This window comes from Streptomyces monashensis (assembly GCF_001866665.1).
In the GTDB taxonomy this organism is placed as follows: Bacteria; Actinomycetota; Actinomycetes; order Streptomycetales; family Streptomycetaceae; genus Streptomyces; species Streptomyces monashensis.
Genome location: NZ_MLYO01000031.1, coordinates 121,710 through 140,433, shown reverse-complemented (window position 1 = coordinate 140,433; position 18,724 = coordinate 121,710). Strand labels below are relative to the sequence as shown.

At 72.3% G+C, this 18,724-nt stretch carries 17 protein-coding genes; 11 read left to right on the top strand and 6 right to left on the bottom strand.

The window, feature by feature from the left end; all coding sequences use genetic code 11:
* Positions 1 to 78: 78 nt before the first annotated feature.
* Positions 79 to 1,245 (bottom strand): L-rhamnose isomerase, encoded by a 1,167-nt coding sequence (rhaI, locus tag BIV23_RS18630; RefSeq protein ID WP_071382004.1) that lies wholly within the window; start codon positions 1,243 to 1,245, stop codon positions 79 to 81.
* Between the two features lie 282 nt (positions 1,246 to 1,527).
* Between rhaI and BIV23_RS18625 the strand changes: the two genes are divergently transcribed.
* The 9 genes from BIV23_RS18625 (at position 1,528) to BIV23_RS18585 (ending at position 11,317) form a co-directional block, all read left to right on the top strand.
* Positions 1,528 to 3,045 carry a sugar ABC transporter ATP-binding protein gene (locus BIV23_RS18625; protein WP_071382003.1) on the top strand — a complete coding sequence of 506 codons (1,518 nt, stop codon included), beginning with the start codon at positions 1,528 to 1,530 and terminating at the stop codon, positions 3,043 to 3,045.
* On the top strand, positions 3,042 to 4,112 hold the full coding sequence (locus BIV23_RS18620) for an ABC transporter permease (RefSeq protein WP_071382002.1): 1,071 nt from the start codon (positions 3,042 to 3,044) through the stop codon (positions 4,110 to 4,112). The genes BIV23_RS18625 and BIV23_RS18620 overlap by 4 nt, the downstream gene beginning before the upstream one ends.
* Positions 4,105 to 5,094, top strand: a complete 990-nt coding sequence (locus tag BIV23_RS18615) for an ABC transporter permease (RefSeq protein ID WP_071382001.1) — start codon at positions 4,105 to 4,107, stop codon at positions 5,092 to 5,094. The genes BIV23_RS18620 and BIV23_RS18615 overlap by 8 nt, the downstream gene beginning before the upstream one ends.
* A gap of 44 nt (positions 5,095 to 5,138) precedes the next feature.
* Positions 5,139 to 6,218, top strand: a complete 1,080-nt coding sequence (gene rhaS, locus BIV23_RS18610; RefSeq protein WP_071382000.1) for a rhamnose ABC transporter substrate-binding protein — start codon at positions 5,139 to 5,141, stop codon at positions 6,216 to 6,218.
* A gap of 17 nt (positions 6,219 to 6,235) precedes the next feature.
* A complete protein-coding gene (locus tag BIV23_RS18605) occupies positions 6,236 to 6,556 on the top strand; it encodes an L-rhamnose mutarotase (protein WP_071381999.1) in 321 nt (106 codons plus the stop codon).
* The gene (locus BIV23_RS18600; protein ID WP_071381998.1) at positions 6,553 to 7,914 is read left to right on the top strand and encodes a BNR repeat-containing protein; all 1,362 of its coding nucleotides are present in this window, start codon (positions 6,553 to 6,555) and stop codon (positions 7,912 to 7,914) included. The genes BIV23_RS18605 and BIV23_RS18600 overlap by 4 nt, the downstream gene beginning before the upstream one ends.
* A gap of 59 nt (positions 7,915 to 7,973) precedes the next feature.
* Positions 7,974 to 8,999: a LacI family DNA-binding transcriptional regulator gene (locus tag BIV23_RS18595; RefSeq protein ID WP_071381997.1), complete on the top strand. Its 1,026-nt coding sequence runs from the start codon at positions 7,974 to 7,976 to the stop codon at positions 8,997 to 8,999.
* 98 nt (positions 9,000 to 9,097) lie between these two features.
* A complete protein-coding gene (locus tag BIV23_RS18590; protein WP_071381996.1) occupies positions 9,098 to 10,399 on the top strand; it encodes an alpha/beta fold hydrolase in 1,302 nt (433 codons plus the stop codon).
* Positions 10,400 to 10,459: 60 nt separating this feature from the next.
* Positions 10,460 to 11,317, top strand: coding sequence for a pentapeptide repeat-containing protein (locus BIV23_RS18585; RefSeq protein WP_071381995.1), 858 nt, complete (start codon positions 10,460 to 10,462; stop codon positions 11,315 to 11,317).
* On the opposite strand, the gene BIV23_RS18580 is transcribed toward BIV23_RS18585, so the two are convergent.
* Complete coding sequence (locus tag BIV23_RS18580) at positions 11,279 to 12,868, bottom strand: cytochrome P450 (protein WP_079173232.1); 1,590 nt, start codon at positions 12,866 to 12,868, stop codon at positions 11,279 to 11,281. The two genes, BIV23_RS18585 and BIV23_RS18580, sit on opposite strands and share 39 nt — an antisense overlap.
* Positions 12,869 to 13,009: 141 nt before the next feature.
* Between BIV23_RS18580 and BIV23_RS18575 the strand changes: the two genes are divergently transcribed.
* Complete coding sequence (locus BIV23_RS18575) at positions 13,010 to 13,615, top strand: TetR/AcrR family transcriptional regulator (protein ID WP_071381994.1); 606 nt, start codon at positions 13,010 to 13,012, stop codon at positions 13,613 to 13,615.
* Positions 13,616 to 13,696: 81 nt separating this feature from the next.
* Positions 13,697 to 14,422: a DUF2470 domain-containing protein gene (locus BIV23_RS18570; protein WP_071381993.1), complete on the top strand. Its 726-nt coding sequence runs from the start codon at positions 13,697 to 13,699 to the stop codon at positions 14,420 to 14,422.
* Here BIV23_RS18570 and BIV23_RS18565 read toward each other — a convergent pair.
* The 4 genes from BIV23_RS18565 to BIV23_RS18550 all read right to left on the bottom strand — a co-directional run bounded on the left by BIV23_RS18565 (position 14,390) and on the right by BIV23_RS18550 (position 18,670).
* The gene (locus BIV23_RS18565; RefSeq protein ID WP_177239950.1) at positions 14,390 to 15,592 is read right to left on the bottom strand and encodes a lactonase family protein; all 1,203 of its coding nucleotides are present in this window, start codon (positions 15,590 to 15,592) and stop codon (positions 14,390 to 14,392) included. The genes BIV23_RS18570 and BIV23_RS18565 overlap by 33 nt on opposite strands.
* Positions 15,593 to 15,702: 110 nt before the next feature.
* Positions 15,703 to 16,725, bottom strand: coding sequence for a hypothetical protein (locus BIV23_RS18560; protein WP_071381992.1), 1,023 nt, complete (start codon positions 16,723 to 16,725; stop codon positions 15,703 to 15,705).
* Positions 16,726 to 16,847: 122 nt separating this feature from the next.
* On the bottom strand, positions 16,848 to 18,101 hold the full coding sequence (locus BIV23_RS18555; RefSeq protein WP_177239943.1) for an FUSC family protein: 1,254 nt from the start codon (positions 18,099 to 18,101) through the stop codon (positions 16,848 to 16,850).
* Between the two features lie 74 nt (positions 18,102 to 18,175).
* Positions 18,176 to 18,670 (bottom strand): FBP domain-containing protein, encoded by a 495-nt coding sequence (locus BIV23_RS18550; protein WP_071381991.1) that lies wholly within the window; start codon positions 18,668 to 18,670, stop codon positions 18,176 to 18,178.
* Positions 18,671 to 18,724: the final 54 nt, after the last annotated feature.

Sequence of the window (18,724 nt, the reverse complement as noted above, 5' to 3'; positions counted from 1 at the left end):
GATATGCGGCTCCGCCGAGTGGGCGCGACCAGCCGCATACGACCCGCACCCCGCAACGGCGCTCGACCGGGCGGACGCTCACGCCCCCCAGCCGGCCTGCTGTCCCCCGACTCGCTCGGCGGCAATCCGCTCCGCCCAGCCCGAGAGGGCATACGCCGCGAGCGGCTCGGGATCCACCCCCATCTCCCCCCGCACCTCCCGCACCAACGTCCGCACATCGGTGTTGTACGCGTCCATCAGCACAGCGTTGGCACCGAGCACATCACCGGCAACCTGCGCATCGGCCAACGCCGCCCGGTCGACCAGCAGCGCCTTCGCCGTGGCCTCCTGAACATTCATCACCGACCGGATGATCGCCGGAATCTTCGCCTCGATGTTGTGACACTGATCGAGCATGAACGCGATCCCGGCCTCCGCCGCGAACCCGCCGCCGCGCACCACCTCGTACATGATCCGGAACAGCTGGAACGGGTCGGCGGCCCCCACCATGAGGTCGTCGTCGGCGTAGAAGCGCGAGTTGAAGTCGAACCCGCCGAGCCTGCCCTCCCGCAGCAGCGTGGCGACGATGAACTCGATGTTGGTCCCGGGTGCGTGGTGCCCGGTGTCGACCACGACCTGCGCCTTCGGCCCGAGCTTGAGACAGTGCGCGTACGCCGTGCCCCAGTCCGGCACGTCCGTCGCGTAGAACGCCGGCTCGAAGAACTTGTACTCCAGCAGCATCCGCTGCCCCTCGCCGAGCCGCTCGTACACCTCGGCCAGCCCCTCGGCCAGCCGGTCCTGGCGGGCGCGGATGTCGTCCTGGCCGGGGTAGTTCGTGCCGTCGGCGAACCACAGCTTGAGATCCCCTGACCCCGTCGCGTCCATGATGTCGACGCACTCCAGAAGATGATCGAGCGCCTTGCGCCGCACCGCCGCGTCCGGATGACAGATGCTGCCCAGCCGGTAGTCGTCGTCCTGGAAGGTGTTGGAGTTGATCGCGCCCAGTCTCAGCCCGCGCTCCTCGGCGTACTTGGCCAGTGCCGCGTAGTCCTCGACCCTGTCCCAGGGGATGTGCAGGGCCACGGTCGGGGCCACGCCGGTGAACTCGTGCACCTTCGCCGCGTCCTGGAGTTTCTCCCAGGGATCGCGGGGCACACCGGCCTGGGCGAACACCTTGAAACGGGTTCCCGAGTTTCCGTACGCCCACGACGGCGTCTCGACGGCCTGGGTCCTGAGCGCGGCCTTCACCGCGGCGAGGTCGGTCACTGCGGGCTCCTGATGGTGTCGGTCGGAACAGTGATGCAGGGGCGTGTGAAACGATTCAGGACGGCAAGCTAGGGGCCTCTCGAAGGGGTGTCAAGGACTCCGACCCGGCCGGTTTTCCGTGACTCCGCCGTGACCTTGGGCTATCGAAATCTTTTCGATACGGACCCATTGACGTGACATGGCTGCGGTGTCTACGGTCCCGGCAATCCAGTTGAAACCTTTCACGACGCTGTGGACGCGGGTCTCGCGGCCGTTTCCGCCGGAGTCGTCGAGGAGCCTGCCATGACCCACCCGCCCGACACGGGACCGGCGCCGGTGCTGGCACTGAGGGGCGTCTCCAAGTCCTTCGGCGCCGTACGTGCCCTCAGGGACGTCTCCCTGGAGCTGCTGCCCGGCGAGGTGCACGCCCTCGCCGGAGAGAACGGCGCGGGCAAGTCGACGCTGATCAAGACCCTCGCCGGGGTGCACCGGCCGGACACCGGCCAGGTGCTGCTCGACGGCGAGAGCGTCGTCTTCCACGGCCCCGGCGACGCCCGCGACGCGGGGATCGCCGTCATCTACCAGGAACCCACGCTCTTTCCCGACCTGTCGATCGCCGAGAACATCTTCATGGGCCGCCAGCCCCGGCGGGCCCTGCGCCGCATCGACCACAAGGCCACCCGCGCCGCCACCGCCGCCCTGATGAAACGGCTCGGCGTCGACCTCGACCCCGACCGGCCCGCCCGTGGACTGTCGATCGCCGACCAGCAGATCGTCGAGATCGCCAAGGCGCTCTCCTTCGACGCCCGGGTCCTGATCATGGACGAGCCGACCGCCGCCCTGACCGGCAGCGAGGTCGCCCGGCTCTTCGGCGTCGTGCGCACCCTGGGCGAGCAGGGCGCCGCCGTCCTGTTCATCTCGCACCGCCTGGAGGAGATCTTCCGCATCTGCCACCGGGTGACCACACTGCGGGACGGCGCCCGGATCGCCTGCGAGCCGCTCGACGGCATGACCGAGGACGACCTGGTCCGCCGGATGGTCGGCCGCGAGCTGGCCGAGCTGTATCCGAAGCAGGAGGTGGAGCCCGGCCAGGTGGCGCTCCGCGTGCGGCGGTTGACCCGGGAGGGCGTCTTCACCGACGTGTCGTTCGAGGTGCGGCGCGGTGAGATCGTCGGTCTCGCCGGGCTGGTGGGCGCCGGCCGTACCGAGGTGGCCCGCGCGGTGTTCGGTGTCGACCGGTGGGACGCGGGCGAGGTCGAGGTCGACGGGCGTCGGCTCACCGGCGGCGCGCCCTCCACGGCGATGGCCGCGGGGCTCGCCCTCGTCCCCGAGGACCGGCGCGCCCAGGGCCTGGTGATGGACATGTCCATCGAGCGGAACATCGGGCTGACCGGACTGCGTACCACCGTGCGCGCCGGGCTGGTGGACCGCGGCGCCGAACGCAGCCGCTCCCTGGACTGGGCGGTGCGGCTCCGGGTGAAGTACGCCCGGATCGCGGATGCCGTCGGCACCCTCTCGGGCGGCAACCAGCAGAAGGTCGTCCTCGCCAAATGGCTCGCGACCGGCCCCAGGGTGATCATCGTGGACGAGCCGACACGGGGCATCGACGTCGGCACGAAGGCGGAGGTGCACCGGCTGCTCTCCCAGCTCGCCGCCGAGGGGGTGGCGGTGCTGATGATCTCCTCCGACCTGCCCGAGATCCTCGGCATGGCCGACCGGGTGCTGGTGATGCACGAGGGCCGGATCACCGCCGAGATCCCCCGCTCCGAAGCCACCGAGGAGACCGTGATGGCCGCAGCCACCGGGAGGGCCGCCGCATGACGGTGACCACCCCCGGCTCCACCCCTGTCGCCGAAGCGGCCCCGTCTCCGGGGACCCGGTTGGTCGACCGCGTCTTCAGGATGCGCGAACTCGCCATCCTGGTCGTCCTCCTGGTGATGATCGCGGTCACCCAGGCCGGTAACAGCCAGTTCCTGTCCGTGCAGGGCATCAAGGACCTGCTGCTCAACGCGACCATCCTGGTGCTGGTCGCCACCGGCCAGTCCCTGGTGGTGATCACCAGGAACGTCGACCTGTCGGTGGGCTCCACCGTCGGCATCAGCGCCTTCGCCGCGGGCACGTACCTCCACGGAGGCGGGAACCCCGTCATCGCGATCGTCCTGGCCGTCCTGCTCGGCGTCGGCTTCGGCCTCCTCAACGGCCTGCTCGTCAGCCTCGGCCAGGTCCCGGCCCTCGTGGTCACCCTCGGCACCCTCTACATCATCCGCGGCATCGACTCCATCTGGGTCGGCGCACGCCAGATCACCGCGGCCGACCTCCCCGGTGGCTTCGTCGACTTCGGCTCCGGCGGCGTCTTTGCGCTGCCGTGGCTGGCGGTGATCGCGCTGGCCGTGCTGGTCGCGACGGCGTACTACCTCAAACACTTCGGCGGCGGCCGGGAGTTGTACGCCCTCGGCTCCAACCCCGAGGCCGCCCGGCTGGCCGGCATCCCGGTGCGCCGGCGCATCCTCACCGCCTACACCGTCTGCGGAGCGCTCGCCGGGCTCGCCGGGGCGATGTACCTGGCCCGGTTCGGCAACGTCGACTCGGGCACCGGGAACGGCTACGAACTCACCGTCGTCAGCGCCGTCGTGGTCGGCGGCGTCGTCTTCACCGGCGGCTCGGGCAGCGTCTACGGCGCCGCGCTCGGCGCCCTGCTGCTCACCTCCGTCAACAGCGTGCTGCCCGCGCTCGGCGTCAGCTCCGTGTGGGTGCTCGCCATCAACGGTGTCCTGCTGCTCCTCGCGATCGCCGTCGACCGGGTCGTCGCGCTGCGGGTGGCCGCCGCCCTGAAGAAGAAGTCGGTCCGGCCGGGGACCGCCCTGCCGAAGGAGAACGCCGGTGTCTGAGTCACTGACCCGCGCCGTCCGCTGGGACACCGTCGTCGGCGCGCTCCTGATCGTCCTGTTGCTTCTGTCGTTCGGTTTCGTGGACGGTTTCGGAAACGCGCTGAACCTGTCCTTTCTGATCGGTAACACGCTTCCGATCGCATTGATCGCCCTGCCGATGACCCTGCTCGTGGTCTGTGGCGAGATCGACCTGTCGGTGGCGTCCACGGCCGGGCTGTCCGGGGCGGTGCTGGGCAAGCTCTGGAACGAGGGCATGGCGATCGAGACGATCATCCCGCTCTGCCTGCTGCTGGGCGTGGTGTGCGGAGTGGTCAACGGCCTGCTCGTGACCCGGCTCGGCCTGCCGTCCCTCGCCGTCACCATCGGAACCCTCGCCGCCTACCGGGGCCTCGCCCAGATCGTGCTCGGCTCCGACGCCGTCACCGACTTCCCCTCCCGGTACCTGGACTTCGCGTCCGGCCGGCTCGGCGGCACGTTCCTGCCCCAGGCGTTCCTGCCCTTCCTCGTCCTGCTCGCGATCGCCGTGCTCGTGCTGCACGCCACGCCGTTCGGGCGCCGGCTGTTCGCGGTCGGCGCGAGCGAGGAAGCGGCACGCTTCGCCGGGATCCGGGTGAAGCGGACCAAGCTGCTGCTCTTCGTCGCCACCGGGTTCATGTCGTCGCTCACCGGTGTCTTCTGGGTGCTGCACTACGCCAGCGCGCGCTACGACAACGCCACCGGGCTCGAACTCTCCGTCGTGGCCGCCGTGCTGCTCGGCGGGATCGACTTCGACGGGGGCCGGGGGACGCTGGGCGGTGCGATCGCCGGAGTGTTCCTGCTCGGTGCGCTGCAGAACGTGATGAGCCTGCTGAACGTCTCCGCGCAGTCCCAGATCGTCGTCACCGGGGTGCTGCTGGTCGTCTCCGTGCTCGGCCCCCGGGTCGCACGCCAGATCTCCGTCGCGCGCGTGGCCCGCAGAGCCGCCTCGACGCCGACCTCGTAGCCCGTGCCCTCCCCTTCCCTCTCCCTCGCAAAGGATCCGCCGCCATGCGCAAGCCGTCCCTCCGTCGTACCTGCGCCGCCCTCGCCGCCGGAACCTCCCTCGCCCTCGCCCTCACCGCCTGCGGCGGCACCACCAAGAACGACGTCAAGAACGATGACAAGTCCGCGGCCTCCGCAGGCAAGGCCGATCCGAACGCCGCCACCAGGAAGGGGCTCACCGTCGGCTTCCTGCCCAAGCAGGTGAACAACCCGTACTTCACCACCGCCGACAAGGGCGGCGAGAAGGCGCTCGCCGAACTCGGCTCGACATACAAGGAGGTCGGCCCGTCCAGCGCCACCGACACCGCGGGGCAGGTGAGTTACGTCAACACGCTCACCCAGCAGCAGGTGAACGGGATCGCCGTGTCCGCGCAGGACCCCGGAGCGCTGTGCACGGCGCTGAAGCAGGCCATGAGCAACGGCATCAAGGTCGTCACCTACGACTCCGACACCAACCCCGGCTGCCGCAACGCCTTCGTCTCGCAGGCGTCCGCCGAGGATCTGGGCCGTACCGAGGTGCAACTGCTCGCGCGGCAGATCGGGTACAAGGGCGAGATCGCGATCCTGTCGGCCGCGCAGACCGCGACGAACCAGAACACCTGGATCGGCTACATGAAGGACGAGCTGAAAAACCCCAGGTACAAGAACGTCAGGCTCGTCACGATCGCCTACGGCAACGACGACGCCCAGCAGTCCTTCCAGCAGACCCAGGGCCTGCTCCAGGAGCATCCGGACCTGAAGGGGATCATCTCCCCGACCACCGTCGGCATCAAGGCCGCCGCCCAGTACCTCTCCGGCTCGAAGTACAAGGGCAAGGTCCGTCTCACCGGCCTCGGCACGCCGAACGACATGCGCACGTACGTCAGGAACGGCACCGTCGACGCCTTCGAGCTGTGGGACCCGGCGGCGCTCGGCGACCTGGCCGCGCGGGCCGCGGTCGCGCTGGCCTCGGGGCAGATCACCGGCAAGGAGGGGGAGTCCTTCAAGGCCGGCGCCACGACGTACACCCTCGGCAAGGACGGCGTGATCACCCTCGGCAAGCCGACCGTGTTCGACGCCAGGAACATCGACCGGTTCAACTTCTAGCGGGACGGGGGCCGCTGATGCAGCGCGTGTGCTTTCTGCTGAAGGTCCGGGCGGACCGCCTCGACGAGTACCGGGAGCGGCATGCCGCCGTCTGGCCGGAGATGCTCGACGCCCTGAGGGCGACCGGCTGGCGCAACTACTCGCTCTTCCTGCGCGAGGACGGCCTGCTCGTCGGCTATCTGGAGACCGAGGACTTCGCCGCCGCCCGGGCCGGCATGGCGGCCACCGGCGTCAACGCCCGCTGGCAGGCCCGGATGGCGCCCTTCTTCGAGTCGCCGCACGGCGCCCTGCCCGACGAGGCCATGACGCCGCTCACGGAGGTGTTCCACCTGTCATGACCGCCGCCGGAAGCGGGCGTGCGGCACCCCGGATCACCCCCCTCGGCCGCACCCTCCTCGACCCCCGGGCCCTGTACTTCGTCTCGTACGACGGGCTCGTCAACACCAACTCCTTCCAGAAGAACGGCCTGTTCACCTACCGGGGCCGGCAGTACGCGGCCTGGTACGCGGAAGACCGCCGGGTGACCGTCGCCCGCCGCACCCCGGGCGCGGCGGACTGGGCGACGGTGACGCTGGACCACCGGCTGAAGTGCGACGACTCGCACAACGTGATCTCGATGGGCGTCTCGCGGTGGGACGGCCGGCTGCATCTGGTCATGGACGCGCACAGCGACGGCTTCCGGTACGTGAAGTCCGCCGCCGGGCTGCTCGACCGCCCCGCCGGCATGCCCTGGGACCGCTCCGCCTTCGGCGTCGTGCGCACGACCCTCGACGGACTCGCCCTCACCACACGGTTCACCTACCCGCAGTTCCTCGCGACCCCCGAGGGCGACCTCCAGCTCAGCTACCGCGTCGGCATCTCCGGCGACGGCCGCAACGCCCTCGCCGAGTACGGCCGTTCGGGCTGGACGGTGCTGGGGGAGTGGAGCGCCTCGACGGGCACGTACACGAATGAGCACGGCACCAGCACCGCGCGGAACATGTATCTGCACGGCATCGACTACGACGTCCACGGCCGGCTGCACGCCCTGTTCACCTGGCGCGAGCAGAACGCCGCCGTGCTGTGCGCGGGTGGCGGGCTGACCAATCACGACACCGGCTACGTCCACTCCGCCGACCGGGGGCGGACCTGGCGCAACGACGCGGGGACGGTCGTCGGGACCACCGGCGGCGCGGACCCGGTCGGCGTCACCGGCCCCGGACTGGTCGTCGATCCCCTCGGCCCCGACCACTGCCTGATGAACCAGGAGAGCCAGGCCACCGACTCCGCCGGGCGGCCGCACGCGGTCATCAGCTATGTACCGGACCGCTTCGGGCCGTGCACCACGGACTACGTCGCCGACCGCGTCGCCCACGGACGCGCCTTCCACCTCCGCAAGGGCCCGGACGGGACATGGCGCAAGACCGAGATCCCCGTGCCCCTGGACTCCAGCCAGCGCACCAGGCTCGTCCTCGACCGGTACGACAACGCCTACGCGGTCCTTCCCCGCGGCCGTATCGCCGCCGCCTCGAACGCCTCCGGGTACACCGACTGGACGCCGCTGTACGACGGCGCCGGGCTGAACGCCTTCGGCGAGGTGGTGATCGACGAGACCCGGGCCGCGGCGGACGGCGTCCTGTCCTTCCTCTACCAGGAGAGGTCCACCGGCAGGACGCCCTCGCCCCTGTACGTGGCCGACTTCGCCCTGCCCGCATGACGGTAATGTGAAGGACCGCCCGCCGTCCGTCCCTTTCGTCCCCTGGAGGTCCTCGCCCGATGACCCAGTCGGTGGGTATCAAGGACGTCGCCCGCGCCGCCGGAGTCTCGGTGGGCACGGTGTCGAACGTCATCAACCGCCCGGACGCCGTCGCCAGCGAGACCCGGGCCCGGGTGCTGTCCGCGATCGACCGGCTCGGCTACGTCCGCAGCGAGTCCGCGCGCCAGCTGCGCGCCGGCCGCAGCCGGATCATGGGCCTGCTCGTGCTCGACATGGGCAACCCCTTCTTCGTGGACGTGGCCCGCGGCGCCGAGCGGGCGGCCCGCGAGGCGGGGCTCGGCGTGATGGTCTGCAACAGCGCGCAGAACGCCGCCGAAGAGGCCGAGTACCTGTCCCTGTTCGCCGAACAGCGGGTGCGGGGCGTGCTGCTGACCCCGGCCGACGCCACCGGCCGCAACATCGCGGCCTTCCGTCGCCACGGCATCCCGTTCGTGCTGGTCGACCGGGTCGCCGAGGGCACCACGGAGTGCTCGGTCTCCATGGACGACGTCGCGGGCGGCGCCCTCGCGGTGCGTCATCTGGTGGACGCCGGGCACCGCTCGATCGCCTACGTCAGCGGACCGCCCGGCCTCAACCAGGTCCGCGACCGCCGTACCGGCGCGCTGAGCGCGCTCGCCGAGGCCGGGCTCGGCCAGGGCGCGCTGCGCGAGCTGCCCACCGAGCGCCTCGACGTGGCCGCCGGCCGGGACGCGGGCGCCCGCCTGCTGGGCCTCGCCGACCGCCCCACCGCCGTCTTCTGCGCCAACGACCTGCTCGCCCTCGGCGTCCTGCAGGCCATGTACGCGGCGGGCGTGCGCGTCCCGGACGACCTGGCGATCGTCGGTTACGACGACATCGAGTTCGCGGCGGCGGCAGCGGTGCCGCTGACCTCCGTACGACAGCCGGCCGTCACCATGGGCGCACTCGCCGCCGAGCTGCTGCTGGAGGAGACCGAGCAGGGCGAGGGGCGGCGGCCGCACGAGCACCGCCGGGTGGTGCTCCAGCCGGAGTTGGTGGTGCGCCGCTCCAGTCTGGCCGCGCGCTGACCGGAAGTTCAGTAAAAAACCATGATCCCCGGGGTCGGCCGGTGGCCGGTCATGTGCTGAACTGAGTCCCGTCCGTACCGTCCGCCCCGGGAGCCCCGTTGAGCCTCAGTTACCGCCAGCCCGGCGTCGTCCTCACCGACCGCCGCTTCGCCGTGCCCCTCGACCACGCCGACCCGGGCGGCGAGACCATCGAGCTGTACGCCCGTGAGGTGGTCGCGAGCGACAAGGCCGGGCAGGACCTGCCCTGGCTGCTGTACCTCCAGGGCGGGCCCGGCTTCGGGGCGAATCGTTTCGTCGGGCGTCAGGCCTGGCTCGACCGGGCCCTGAAGGAGTACCGCGTCCTCCTTCTCGACCAGCGCGGCACCGGCAGCTCCACGCCCGCCACCCGGCAGACGCTCCCGCTGCGCGGCGGCCCCGTCGAGCAGGCCGACTACCTCGCCCGCTTCCGGGCCGACTCCATCGTCCGGGACTGCGAAGCCATCCGCCCCGAGGTCACCGGCGGCGCCCCCTGGACCGTGCTCGGCCAGAGCTTCGGCGGCTTCTGCGCGGTGTCGTACCTCTCCCTCGCGCCCGAGGGCCTCGCCACCGCCGTCGTCACCGGCGGCCTGCCGTCCCTGCACGCCCACGCCGACGACGTCTACCGTGCCGCCTACCCGCGCATCGAGCGCAAGGTCACCGCGCACTACGCCCGCTACCCGCAGGACGTCGAACGGGCCCGCCGCATCGCCGACCACCTCCTCACCCACGACGTGGTCCTGCCCAACGGCTACCGCTTCACCGCCGAGGCCTTCCAGTCCCTCGGCCTGATGCTCGGCATGAGCGACGGCAGCCACCGGCTGCACCTCCTCCTGGAGGACGCCTTCGTCCGCACCCCGGCCGGTCCGGAGCCGGCGGACGCCTTCCTGGAACAGGCCATGGGCCTGCTGTCGTACGCCAGTTACCCGCTGTACGCCCTCGTCCACGAGACGATCTACGGCCAGAGCGCCCGCCCCACCGCCTGGGCCGCCGAACGGATCCGGGCCGAGTTCCCGCAGTTCGACGCGGCCAAGGCCCTCGCGGGCGACGCCCCGGTGCTGTTCACCGGCGAAACGATCCACCCCTGGATGTTCGACGCCGACCCCGCCCTGCGCCCGCTGCGCGAGACGGCCGAGGTCCTCGCCGCACGCACCGACTGGACCCCGCTGTACGACCCGGCCCGCCTCGCCGCGAACGAGGTGCCGGTCGCCGCGGCGGTCTACCACGACGACATGTACGTCGACACGGCCCACTCCCTGGAGACCGCACGCGCCGTGCGCGGACTGCGGACCTGGGTGACGGACGAGTTCGAGCACGACGGGCTGCGGACGGGGGCGCCGCGGGTGCTGGACCGGCTGCTGGCGCTGACGAGGGACGAGGCGTAGCGCGCCAGCGCGTCCGGCCGGCAGCGCACGGCACTCCCGCAGGTCAGTAGGGTGGAGCCCATGCCGGAACAGATAGCCGACCTCTCCGACCTGCGCGGCGACTGCGCCCAGTGCTTCGGGCTGTGCTGTGTCGCCCTGCCCTTCGCCAGGTCCGCCGACTTCGCGCGGGACAAGCCCGCCGGGACACCGTGCGCGAACCTCCGAGGCGACCACCGCTGCGGCATTCACACGGACCTGCGCACCCAGGGCTTCACCGGCTGCACGGTCTACGACTGCTTCGGGGCCGGGCAGAAGGTCGCGCAGGTCACCTTCGGCGGACAGGACTGGCGTACCGGCTCCAAGGAGCACGCCCGCCGGATGTTCGACGTGTTCCCGGTCGTCCGGCAGCTGCACGAGCTGCTGTGGTACCTGACCGAGGCGCTCGGCCTGCCCGCCGCCCGGCCCCTCGAGGCCGAGCTGCGCCGGGCGCTGGAGGAGACCGAACGGCTGACCCGGCAGAGCCCCGGGGAACTGGCCGCCCTGGACGTGGCCGCGCACCGGCAGCGGGTCAACGTGCTCCTGCTGCGCACCAGCGAGCTGGCCCGGGCGGGCGTCGGCGACGGGAAGAGCGGGAAGAAGGGCAAGGGGGGCGGCAAGGACCGGCGGGGCGCGGATCTCGTCGGGGCCCGGCTGCGCGGCGCCGACCTGCGCGGTGCGACGCTGCGCGGTGCCCTGCTCATCGCCGCGGACCTCTCCGGGGCGGACCTGCGGGGCGCTGACATGATCGGTGCCGATCTGCGCGACGCGGACCTGACCGACGCCGACCTGACCGGTGCCTTCTTCCTCACCCAGCCGCAGGTGAATGCCGCGCGGGGCAGTGCCGGTACGCGGTTGCCGACGTCAGTCGGCCGGCCGGTGCACTGGGCAACCAGCGGGTGAGTGCGGGGACGTGTCGTCGTTCGGCCGCGGCGTCGTCGTGGTCGATCGCGCGCACGCGGCGGCAGCCGCATGTTCCACGCGGCCCCGTGCCCCTTCGGGGCGTCTGTCCAACCCCAGCCGCAACCCCTCCGGCATGACCGTCAGCCGCTCGATCACCTTCAGCCGGTAGGCGGGGTCGGCCCGCAGCTCGTAGCGGCGCAGCAGCAGGCCGAGGACCAGGGTGGCCTCGTGCAGGGCGAACTGGCGGCCGATGCAGGCCCGGGCGCCGGTGCCGAACGGCTTGAAGGTGTGCGGCGGACGGGCCCGTACGGCCCCCGCCTCGAAGCGGTCCGGGTCGAAGCGCTCGGCGTCCTCGCCCCACACCTCGGGGTCGCGGTGCAGCATCGGCGTCAGGACCAGCGCCCACGCGCCCCGGCGCATCGGATGGTCGCCGGCGAGCACCGTGTCCCGCACGGCCTCGCGGGCGTAGGCCGGCGCGGTGGGCCACAGGCGCAGTGACTCGTCCAGCACCCGGCGCACGTAGCGCAACTTGGCGACCTGCTCGTACGCGGGCCGCTCGGTGTCGCCCCAGACGCGGTCCACCTCGGCGCGGGCCCGGGCGGCGATCTCCGGGTGGCGGGCGAGGTAGTACAGGGCGAAGGAGAGCGCGCCCGAGGTGGTCTCGTGGCCCGCCACCAGGAAAGTGATCACCTGCTTGCGGACGTTCTCGGCCGAGAGCTTCTCACCTGTCCGCGGGTGCGCCGTGTCCAGCATCCGGTCCAGCAGGTCGCCCTCCCCGCGGCCGGCCCGGCGCCGGGCCGCGACCAGGTCGTCGACCGTGCGGTTGAGGTAGGTCATGTCGGCCGCGTTGCGCCGGGCGGCGGAGCGCAGCAGCAGCGGGACGAGCGGCCCGGGCACGCTGTTCAGGCGCTGGGCATAGGTGAGCGTGCCGACCATCGCGGTGACGAAGGGGTGCGGCCGGTCCCGCTCGAAGGAGCCGAAGTCGTGCCCGAACCCGGTGCGCGCGATCGTCTCCAGGGTCAGCTTGGTCATGTCCCCGGGCACGTCCACCGTGCGCCCGGCCGCCGTCTCCCGGTCCCAGTGGCCGGTCAGCCGCTCCGCGACCGCCAGCATCATGGCGTGGTAGCCCTCCATGGCCTCCCGGCTGAAGCCGGGCGCCAGGACGTCGTGTGCCAGCTGCCAGTTGGGCTCGTGGTTGTAGGCCGTGAACAGCCCGTCCCCGGCGATCGGCCGCAGATTGGCCACCCCGAGCCCGACGTGCTTGGCGAACCGGTTCTCGTCGGCGAGGTCGGCGGCGAGCGCCGCTCCCCACACGAACACGAACTCCTTGCCGAAGGCGCGGCGCCGGAAGACGGGGCCGAGGTCGCGCGCGAGGCGCATCGAGTCCTGCAGGGGCGTGCGCCGGTTCACGCCGAGGACGTCACCGAGCAGCGGCACCCGGCGCGGCGGATGCGGGATCCGGTCCAGCTCGGGCCAGCCCAGCTCGGCACTGCGGAAACCCTTCGGCAGTTCGGTTTCCCTGGTCTCCGTCGTCTCCGTCGTCCGCGCCATGACGCCGATCTCCCTTGATCCAGCGAGCCGTTGAGCCGGTGCCGCCCATGTTGTACGTGAGTTCAATAACGCGGCCCAGTGTGATCCGTCCCTCGAACCGGCGTCAAGGCTTGTTGAACCGGTGTCCAGTAAAGTGACGGCATGGCCGCGAACCAGGGGGAGCGAGCCCGGCGCCGACTGAGTACCGGGGAGCGCCGTGAGCAGCTGCTGTCGGTCGGCGCGAAGCTGTTCTCGGAGAGTCCCTACGACGAGGTGTGGATCGAGCAGGTCGCCGAGATCGCCGGGGTCTCGCGCGGGCTGCTGTACCACTACTTCCCGACCAAGCGGGACTTCTTCGCGGCGGTCGTGGAGCGCGAGAGCGAGCGGATGCTGCGCATGACGGCGGCCGTGCCCGGGGTGCCGGTGCGCGAGCAGCTCGCCGCCGGGCTCGACACCTACCTCGGCTACGTCCGCGCCCACGCCCATGGATTCCGTGCCTTCCATCGCGCCGACGCGGCCGGTGACCAGGCCGTACGGCGGGTCTACCAGCGGGCGCTGGCCGCACAGGAGGAGCAGATCCTCGCCGCGCTCGCCGCCGACCCCGAGTTCGGGGCCGCTTTCGAGGCCGCTCCCCAGGTGCGGCTGGCGGTGCGCGGCTGGCTCGCCTTCACCACCGCCGTCTGTCTGGAGTGGCTGCGCGAGGGGGAGTTGGGCCAGGAGCAGGTGCGCGATCTGTGCGCCCGGGCGCTGCTGGGTGTCATCGGCTGATCTCGCACGGCGTGGAGACGTGGTTGGCGCACGCCCTGTTCTCCGATAGGTTAGGCAAGGCTTACCTAAGGAGGTCTCGGGATGGGTGACACACAGGACTGGACGGCCGCGCCCGGCGCGGCGGAACGGGCGCGGTCGGTGCTCGCCGCCGCATGGTCGTGCGCGGTGACCGCGGACGGCGTGCGCGAGGAGTGCGTCGGTGCGCACACCGTGACCGACGGCGGTGCGGTCCGGCTCGCGGTGCCCGACGGCAGCGCCCTGCTCACCGCGGCGATCTGCGCCCCGCGCCAGGAGCCCTGCGCCGTGCTGGAGTTCGCCGACGTCGCCCCCGTACCGGTGCGCGGCCGGATCCGGGCCCGGCTCTACCTCGCCGGCTGGTTCGCCGCGGACGGCGGCGAGCTGCTGTTCCGGCCCACCCGGGTGGTGCTGCGGGAGTCGGGCGGTGCCGTGGTCGTCGACCTCGGCGAGTTCGCCGCCGCCCGGCCCGACCCCCTGGCCGCCGCCGAGGCCCGGCTGCTGACGCACCTCGCCGACGCCCACCCGGACGCCGTCGAGCGGCTCACCCGGCTGGTGCGGCCCGAGAGCCTGCACGCCGCGACCCGGGTGCTGCCCCTCGCCGTCGACCGGCACGGACTGACCCTGCGCATCGAGCGCACCCGCGCCCACGGCGACGTACGCCTGCCCTTCCACACGCCCGCCGACGACGTCACCCAACTCACCGAGCGGGTGCACGCGTTGCTCGCCCAGGCCGCGGCTGCGGGCTGCCCCCGGGCGCTACAGCGGCAGCGCGCAGACGGCGACGGGTGAGGCGAACGGCTCGCCCGCCGACCGGAGTTCACCGCCGTCGCGGTCCACATGGAAGACGGTGACCGTGCCGGAGCGCTGGTTCGCCGCGAACAGCAGTGTGCCGTCGGGCGAGAACGCGATCTGCCGCGGGAAGTCCCCGCCCACCGGAACCGTGCCGAGCAGTCGCAGCCGGGCGCCATCGGCCTCGACCGCGTACCGCGCGAGGGTGTTGTCGCCCCGGTTGGCCAGGAACGCGTAGCGGCCGTCCGCCGTCACCAGGAACTCCGCCGGGTAGTTGGTGACGGTGCCCGTCGACCCCGTGGACTGCGGCGCGCCGATCGTCAGCCGGCCGGAGCCCGGGTCGTAGGCGCAGACGGCGACGGTGTCGTCCACCTCGTCGGCCAGGTACGCGTACCTCCCGCCCGGATGGAAGGTCAGATGGCGCGGGCCCGCCCCGGGCCGGGTGTGCGCCTGCGACACCTCCGTGAGCGTGCCCGCGGCCTCGTCCAGCCGGTAGGTGTAGACGGTGTCGGTGCCGAGGTCGACCGCGAGGACGTGGCCGCCGTCCGGGCTCGTGATGAACTGGTGTGCGTGCGGCCCCTGTTGACCCGGGCCCGGGGCCGGCGAGGTGTGCGTGACCAGGGCCGTGCGGTCGCCGAGGGCGCCCGCGGCGTCGATCGGGTGCACGGCGACGCTGCCCGAGCCGTAGTCGGCGCTCAGCAGCCAGCGCCCGGACGGATGCACCGACACATGACAGGGGTCCGCGCCGCCGGTGCTCCGAGTGCCGAGGAGGCACCGGTCCGCCAGACGTACGGCCGTCACCCCGCCGTCGTCCCGCTCGTCCACCGCGTACAGCGTGCGCCCGTCCGGATGCACCGTGAGGTACGACGGGTCGGGGACGCCGGTGAGCGTGCCCGAGCCGGAGATCCGGCCGGTCACCGGGTCGTACGAGGCCAGTCCGATGCCCGCGCCGCCGCCGTCGACGGAGGTGTAGGTGCCGATGAACAGCGGGCGGGGGCCGGACGGGTCACCGGGCGGTGCGGCGGCCCGCGGCTGCTCGGCCGGGAGGGGGCGGTCCGCCGGCGCTGCCGTCGGGGACGGCACCGCCGCCACGGCCGCCGTGCCCGCCACGGCCCCGACGAACCGGCGCCTGCTCCAGCGCCCGCTCTCCGCCGCTTCCTCCGCGTCCATGCCGCACCTCAGGTCGTCGCCCGCCCCGGTCGTGACAGCAGCCACCTTGGCCCCTGCGAGTCGTCAACGGCAAGTAGGGCAACGGAGATTGCGCACCGTGCAACATGCGGTCACCAGTCGCCGTCCGTGACCGGCTTGCCCGGGGCGTCCTTCAGCGGCTGGACCTGGCCGGCGGACGGGGCCTGCCAGGGGTCGAGGTCGTCGCCGAGCCACTCACCGACCGGCTTGACCTCCTGGAGGGCGTCCGTGGGGGCCAGATCCTCGGCGTCGGCGTCGTAGTAGTCGAACCAGGGCAGGCCCGCGCGGGTGTACGCCGCCCGGTCCACCGGTGACGGCGGGGGCGTCTCGCCGGTGATGTGCCGCCACTGCGGCGGCGTGACCAGGTGCACGAACACGCGCCCGGCGGGCTCCTCGGACCAGTCGGCGAGCGGCCGGTCGTCCCGGTACACCTCCTGGCGCATCGAGCCGCCGACGCCGAGCCCCATGGCGGCGGGCGCCGCCGCCCCGGGCGCGGCCGGCATCATGACCGCGCCGTACCCGCCGACCGGCGGACCGGCCGCCCGGGTGCGGTTCCTGGCCGCCTGCCTCTCCTGCTCGCGGCGCCGCCACGCGGCGAGCAGGTCCGGGCGCAGCGCGAAGGACCGGAGCTGCACCCCGCCCCACACCTCCTCGCCGGTGACCTGTCCCTCGACCGTCGCGCCGAGTCCCAGCGGCACGGCGACGAACTGCCGGACCGTTCCCTCGCCGGAGTTGATGCCGTCCAGCCACGGCTGGCGGGGCAGCACCACGTAGTTCTGCGGATCCTGGGTGAGCCGCTCGCTCCAGGGCCTGCCGGAGACCGCGCACACCGTGCCGATGCCGACCTGGAGCGCGGCCGGTTCCGTCGTACCCGCGAAGCTCAGCCACATCGCCTCGCGCAGATACACCGGCAGCATCACGCCCCCACGGACCCGCCACCGCTCGGGCACCCGGTCCGCGTAGTCGGCGACCGGCCGGACCGGGAACTCGCCGAGCCCCGGCGGCAGCGGATGCGTGCCCGCCCCGGGCAGCCGCAGCGTGCGGACGAACCGCACCGCCGCCCCGCCCGGCAGCCGCAGCGAGTTCCCGCTGATCCGTACCCCGGTGCCGGTCATCCGGTGGCCCCCTCCTGTCGCGCTGTCCGCCTGGCCGCGCACCGCCGTGGAACGTGCGCCCGGGCCGGGGAAGCCCGTCCGGGAACATGTGCCCGAGAGGGTGCGCCCGAGAGCGTCCGTCCTCACCGAGAACGCTCGCCGAACCCCGTACGGTTCCGCCACAGCTCGTCCTGCACACCGAGGCGCTCGCGCAGCCGGGTGGTGCGCGGCAGCTTGGCCCGCTGCTCGCGGGAGACCCGGTCCAGCTCCTCCAGCAGGCGGCGGGTGCGGTGCTCGGTGTCCAGTTCGTCGATGATCCGGTTCGCCTCGGTGAGCACGGCGCCCAGCAGCTGCCAGTTCTCCCAGTTCCCGGCGACCTCGTCCCGCAGCAGCGTGGCCAGCCGGTCCCGGGTGCCGGCGGCCGTGTGCAGCTCGGCCGTCAGCCGGGTCTCCGCCGACTCGGCGTCCTGGCTGAGATGAGTGGTGACCAGCACCGCGAAGCTGACCACCGCGTCACCGATCTCGGACAGCAGCTGCTCCACGGTCGCCCCGGTCCGGGGCGGGAACAGCTCCTCGGACCCGCGGGCCTTCGCCAGGTCCGTGAAGGAACGGGCCAGCACCCGCAGGACCACCGTGCAGATCTCCAGCGTGTCGAGGCCCGTGCGCAGCACCACCCGGTGCAGCAGGCCCTCCTTGACGCGCGGGTTGAGCCGCAGACTGTCCTCGGCCTGCCGCAGCGAGGCGTCCACATGGGCGATGTGCTGGTCCAGCCGCCGGGCCTCGTGCAGCCGCTCGGCTGCCCGCTGCCAGGGGATCCCGCCGGCGGCCTCCTCGCCCATGCGCAGCATCAACTGCCGCAGCCGGCGCGCCAGGTCCTCGATCGAGCGGCCCGCCTCGTCCACCCACACCGGGGGCGGCAGCAGCAGGTTGCAGGCCGTGCCGACGACCGCGCCGATCAGCGTCTCCACGATGCGCGCCCATGCCGTGAACCCGATCGTGGTGACCCCGAGCACGAGCATGGCGCTGATCGCCACCTCGGCCACGTACTCCTCGACCCGCACCAGATGTCCGACCGCCAGCGAGGCCACGATCAGCAGTGCGAGGCTCCACCAGGTCAGGCCCACCAGCACGCTGAAGGCGATGGCGACCAGCACGCCGGCCACCACGGCGTTCACCCGTCGGATGCCGTTGGTGAGGGTGGCGTAGAACGTCACCTGGACCACCAGCAGCGCGGTCAGGGGTGCGGTCAGCGGGGCCGGCTCGGGGCTCAGCCGCAGGGCGATGACATAGGCGATCGTCGCCGCCGTCGCGGAGCGCAGCGTCTGGACGACCACCGGCTCCCGGCGGCGCTCCACCAGGCGCAGCAGTCCCCGGGGCCACTTCCGTACGTCGTGCATCCCTTGGCCTGTTCCCGTTCCCCGGACGCCTCGAACGCCCCCGGTCGGGGGCCGCGCCCCGTCGGCGGGCCGGGTCAGGTGTAGAGCCTGTCGAGGAAGGCGTGCAGATGGCCCCTCGCGCGGTCGATCTGCTCCGCCACGCTCAGGCTCTCCTCGATGCGGATGCCGGACTCCGGCACCTTCCTGCCCCGCACGTACAGGGAACACGCCAGGTCGGTACACATGTACAGGCCGACCGAGTTGCCCTCGCGGCCCGCCGGTCCCGCCTTGCGCGCGGTCATCAGCGTCACCCCGCCGCGCGGATGCGTCGTCAGGCACACCGAGCACATGCTGCGGTGCAGGAATCCGCGCTGCGCGGCCTGGAAGCGCAGGGTGACGCCCACGAGCCGGTCGTCCCGTTCGGTGACCACATAGCTGCGGTCGGGCGCGCCCGGATCCCGCCAGCCGAGGAAGTCCAGGTCGTCCCAGGGGCGTTCGTCGAGGTCGCGCGGGACCGCCAGCCGCTTGGCCTCCCCCTTGGAGCAGTTGACAAAGGAGTTGCGGATGTCCTGCTCGGTGAGCGATTTCATGGGGGAGTCCTTCTGGGTGCGCGGGTGATGGTCAGCCTAGGGGGCCTAGGTTTT

What these genes read in the sequence shown, in the direction of transcription:
- BIV23_RS18550 (WP_071381991.1), bottom strand. Translation starts at nt 18,670, where the DNA reads ATGAAATCGCTCACCGAGCAGGACATCCGCAACTCCTTTGTCAACTGC.
- rhaS (WP_071382000.1), top strand. Translation starts at nt 5,139, where the DNA reads ATGCGCAAGCCGTCCCTCCGTCGTACCTGCGCCGCCCTCGCCGCCGGA.
- BIV23_RS18625 (WP_071382003.1), top strand. Translation starts at nt 1,528, where the DNA reads ATGACCCACCCGCCCGACACGGGACCGGCGCCGGTGCTGGCACTGAGG.
- BIV23_RS18575 (WP_071381994.1), top strand. Translation starts at nt 13,010, where the DNA reads ATGGCCGCGAACCAGGGGGAGCGAGCCCGGCGCCGACTGAGTACCGGG.
- BIV23_RS18565 (WP_177239950.1), bottom strand. Translation starts at nt 15,592, where the DNA reads ATGGACGCGGAGGAAGCGGCGGAGAGCGGGCGCTGGAGCAGGCGCCGG.
- BIV23_RS18570 (WP_071381993.1), top strand. Translation starts at nt 13,697, where the DNA reads ATGGGTGACACACAGGACTGGACGGCCGCGCCCGGCGCGGCGGAACGG.
- BIV23_RS18560 (WP_071381992.1), bottom strand. Translation starts at nt 16,725, where the DNA reads ATGACCGGCACCGGGGTACGGATCAGCGGGAACTCGCTGCGGCTGCCG.
- BIV23_RS18595 (WP_071381997.1), top strand. Translation starts at nt 7,974, where the DNA reads ATGACCCAGTCGGTGGGTATCAAGGACGTCGCCCGCGCCGCCGGAGTC.
- BIV23_RS18585 (WP_071381995.1), top strand. Translation starts at nt 10,460, where the DNA reads ATGCCGGAACAGATAGCCGACCTCTCCGACCTGCGCGGCGACTGCGCC.
- BIV23_RS18620 (WP_071382002.1), top strand. Translation starts at nt 3,042, where the DNA reads ATGACGGTGACCACCCCCGGCTCCACCCCTGTCGCCGAAGCGGCCCCG.
- BIV23_RS18605 (WP_071381999.1), top strand. Translation starts at nt 6,236, where the DNA reads ATGCAGCGCGTGTGCTTTCTGCTGAAGGTCCGGGCGGACCGCCTCGAC.
- BIV23_RS18555 (WP_177239943.1), bottom strand. Translation starts at nt 18,101, where the DNA reads ATGCACGACGTACGGAAGTGGCCCCGGGGACTGCTGCGCCTGGTGGAG.
- BIV23_RS18600 (WP_071381998.1), top strand. Translation starts at nt 6,553, where the DNA reads ATGACCGCCGCCGGAAGCGGGCGTGCGGCACCCCGGATCACCCCCCTC.
- BIV23_RS18580 (WP_079173232.1), bottom strand. Translation starts at nt 12,868, where the DNA reads ATGGCGCGGACGACGGAGACGACGGAGACCAGGGAAACCGAACTGCCG.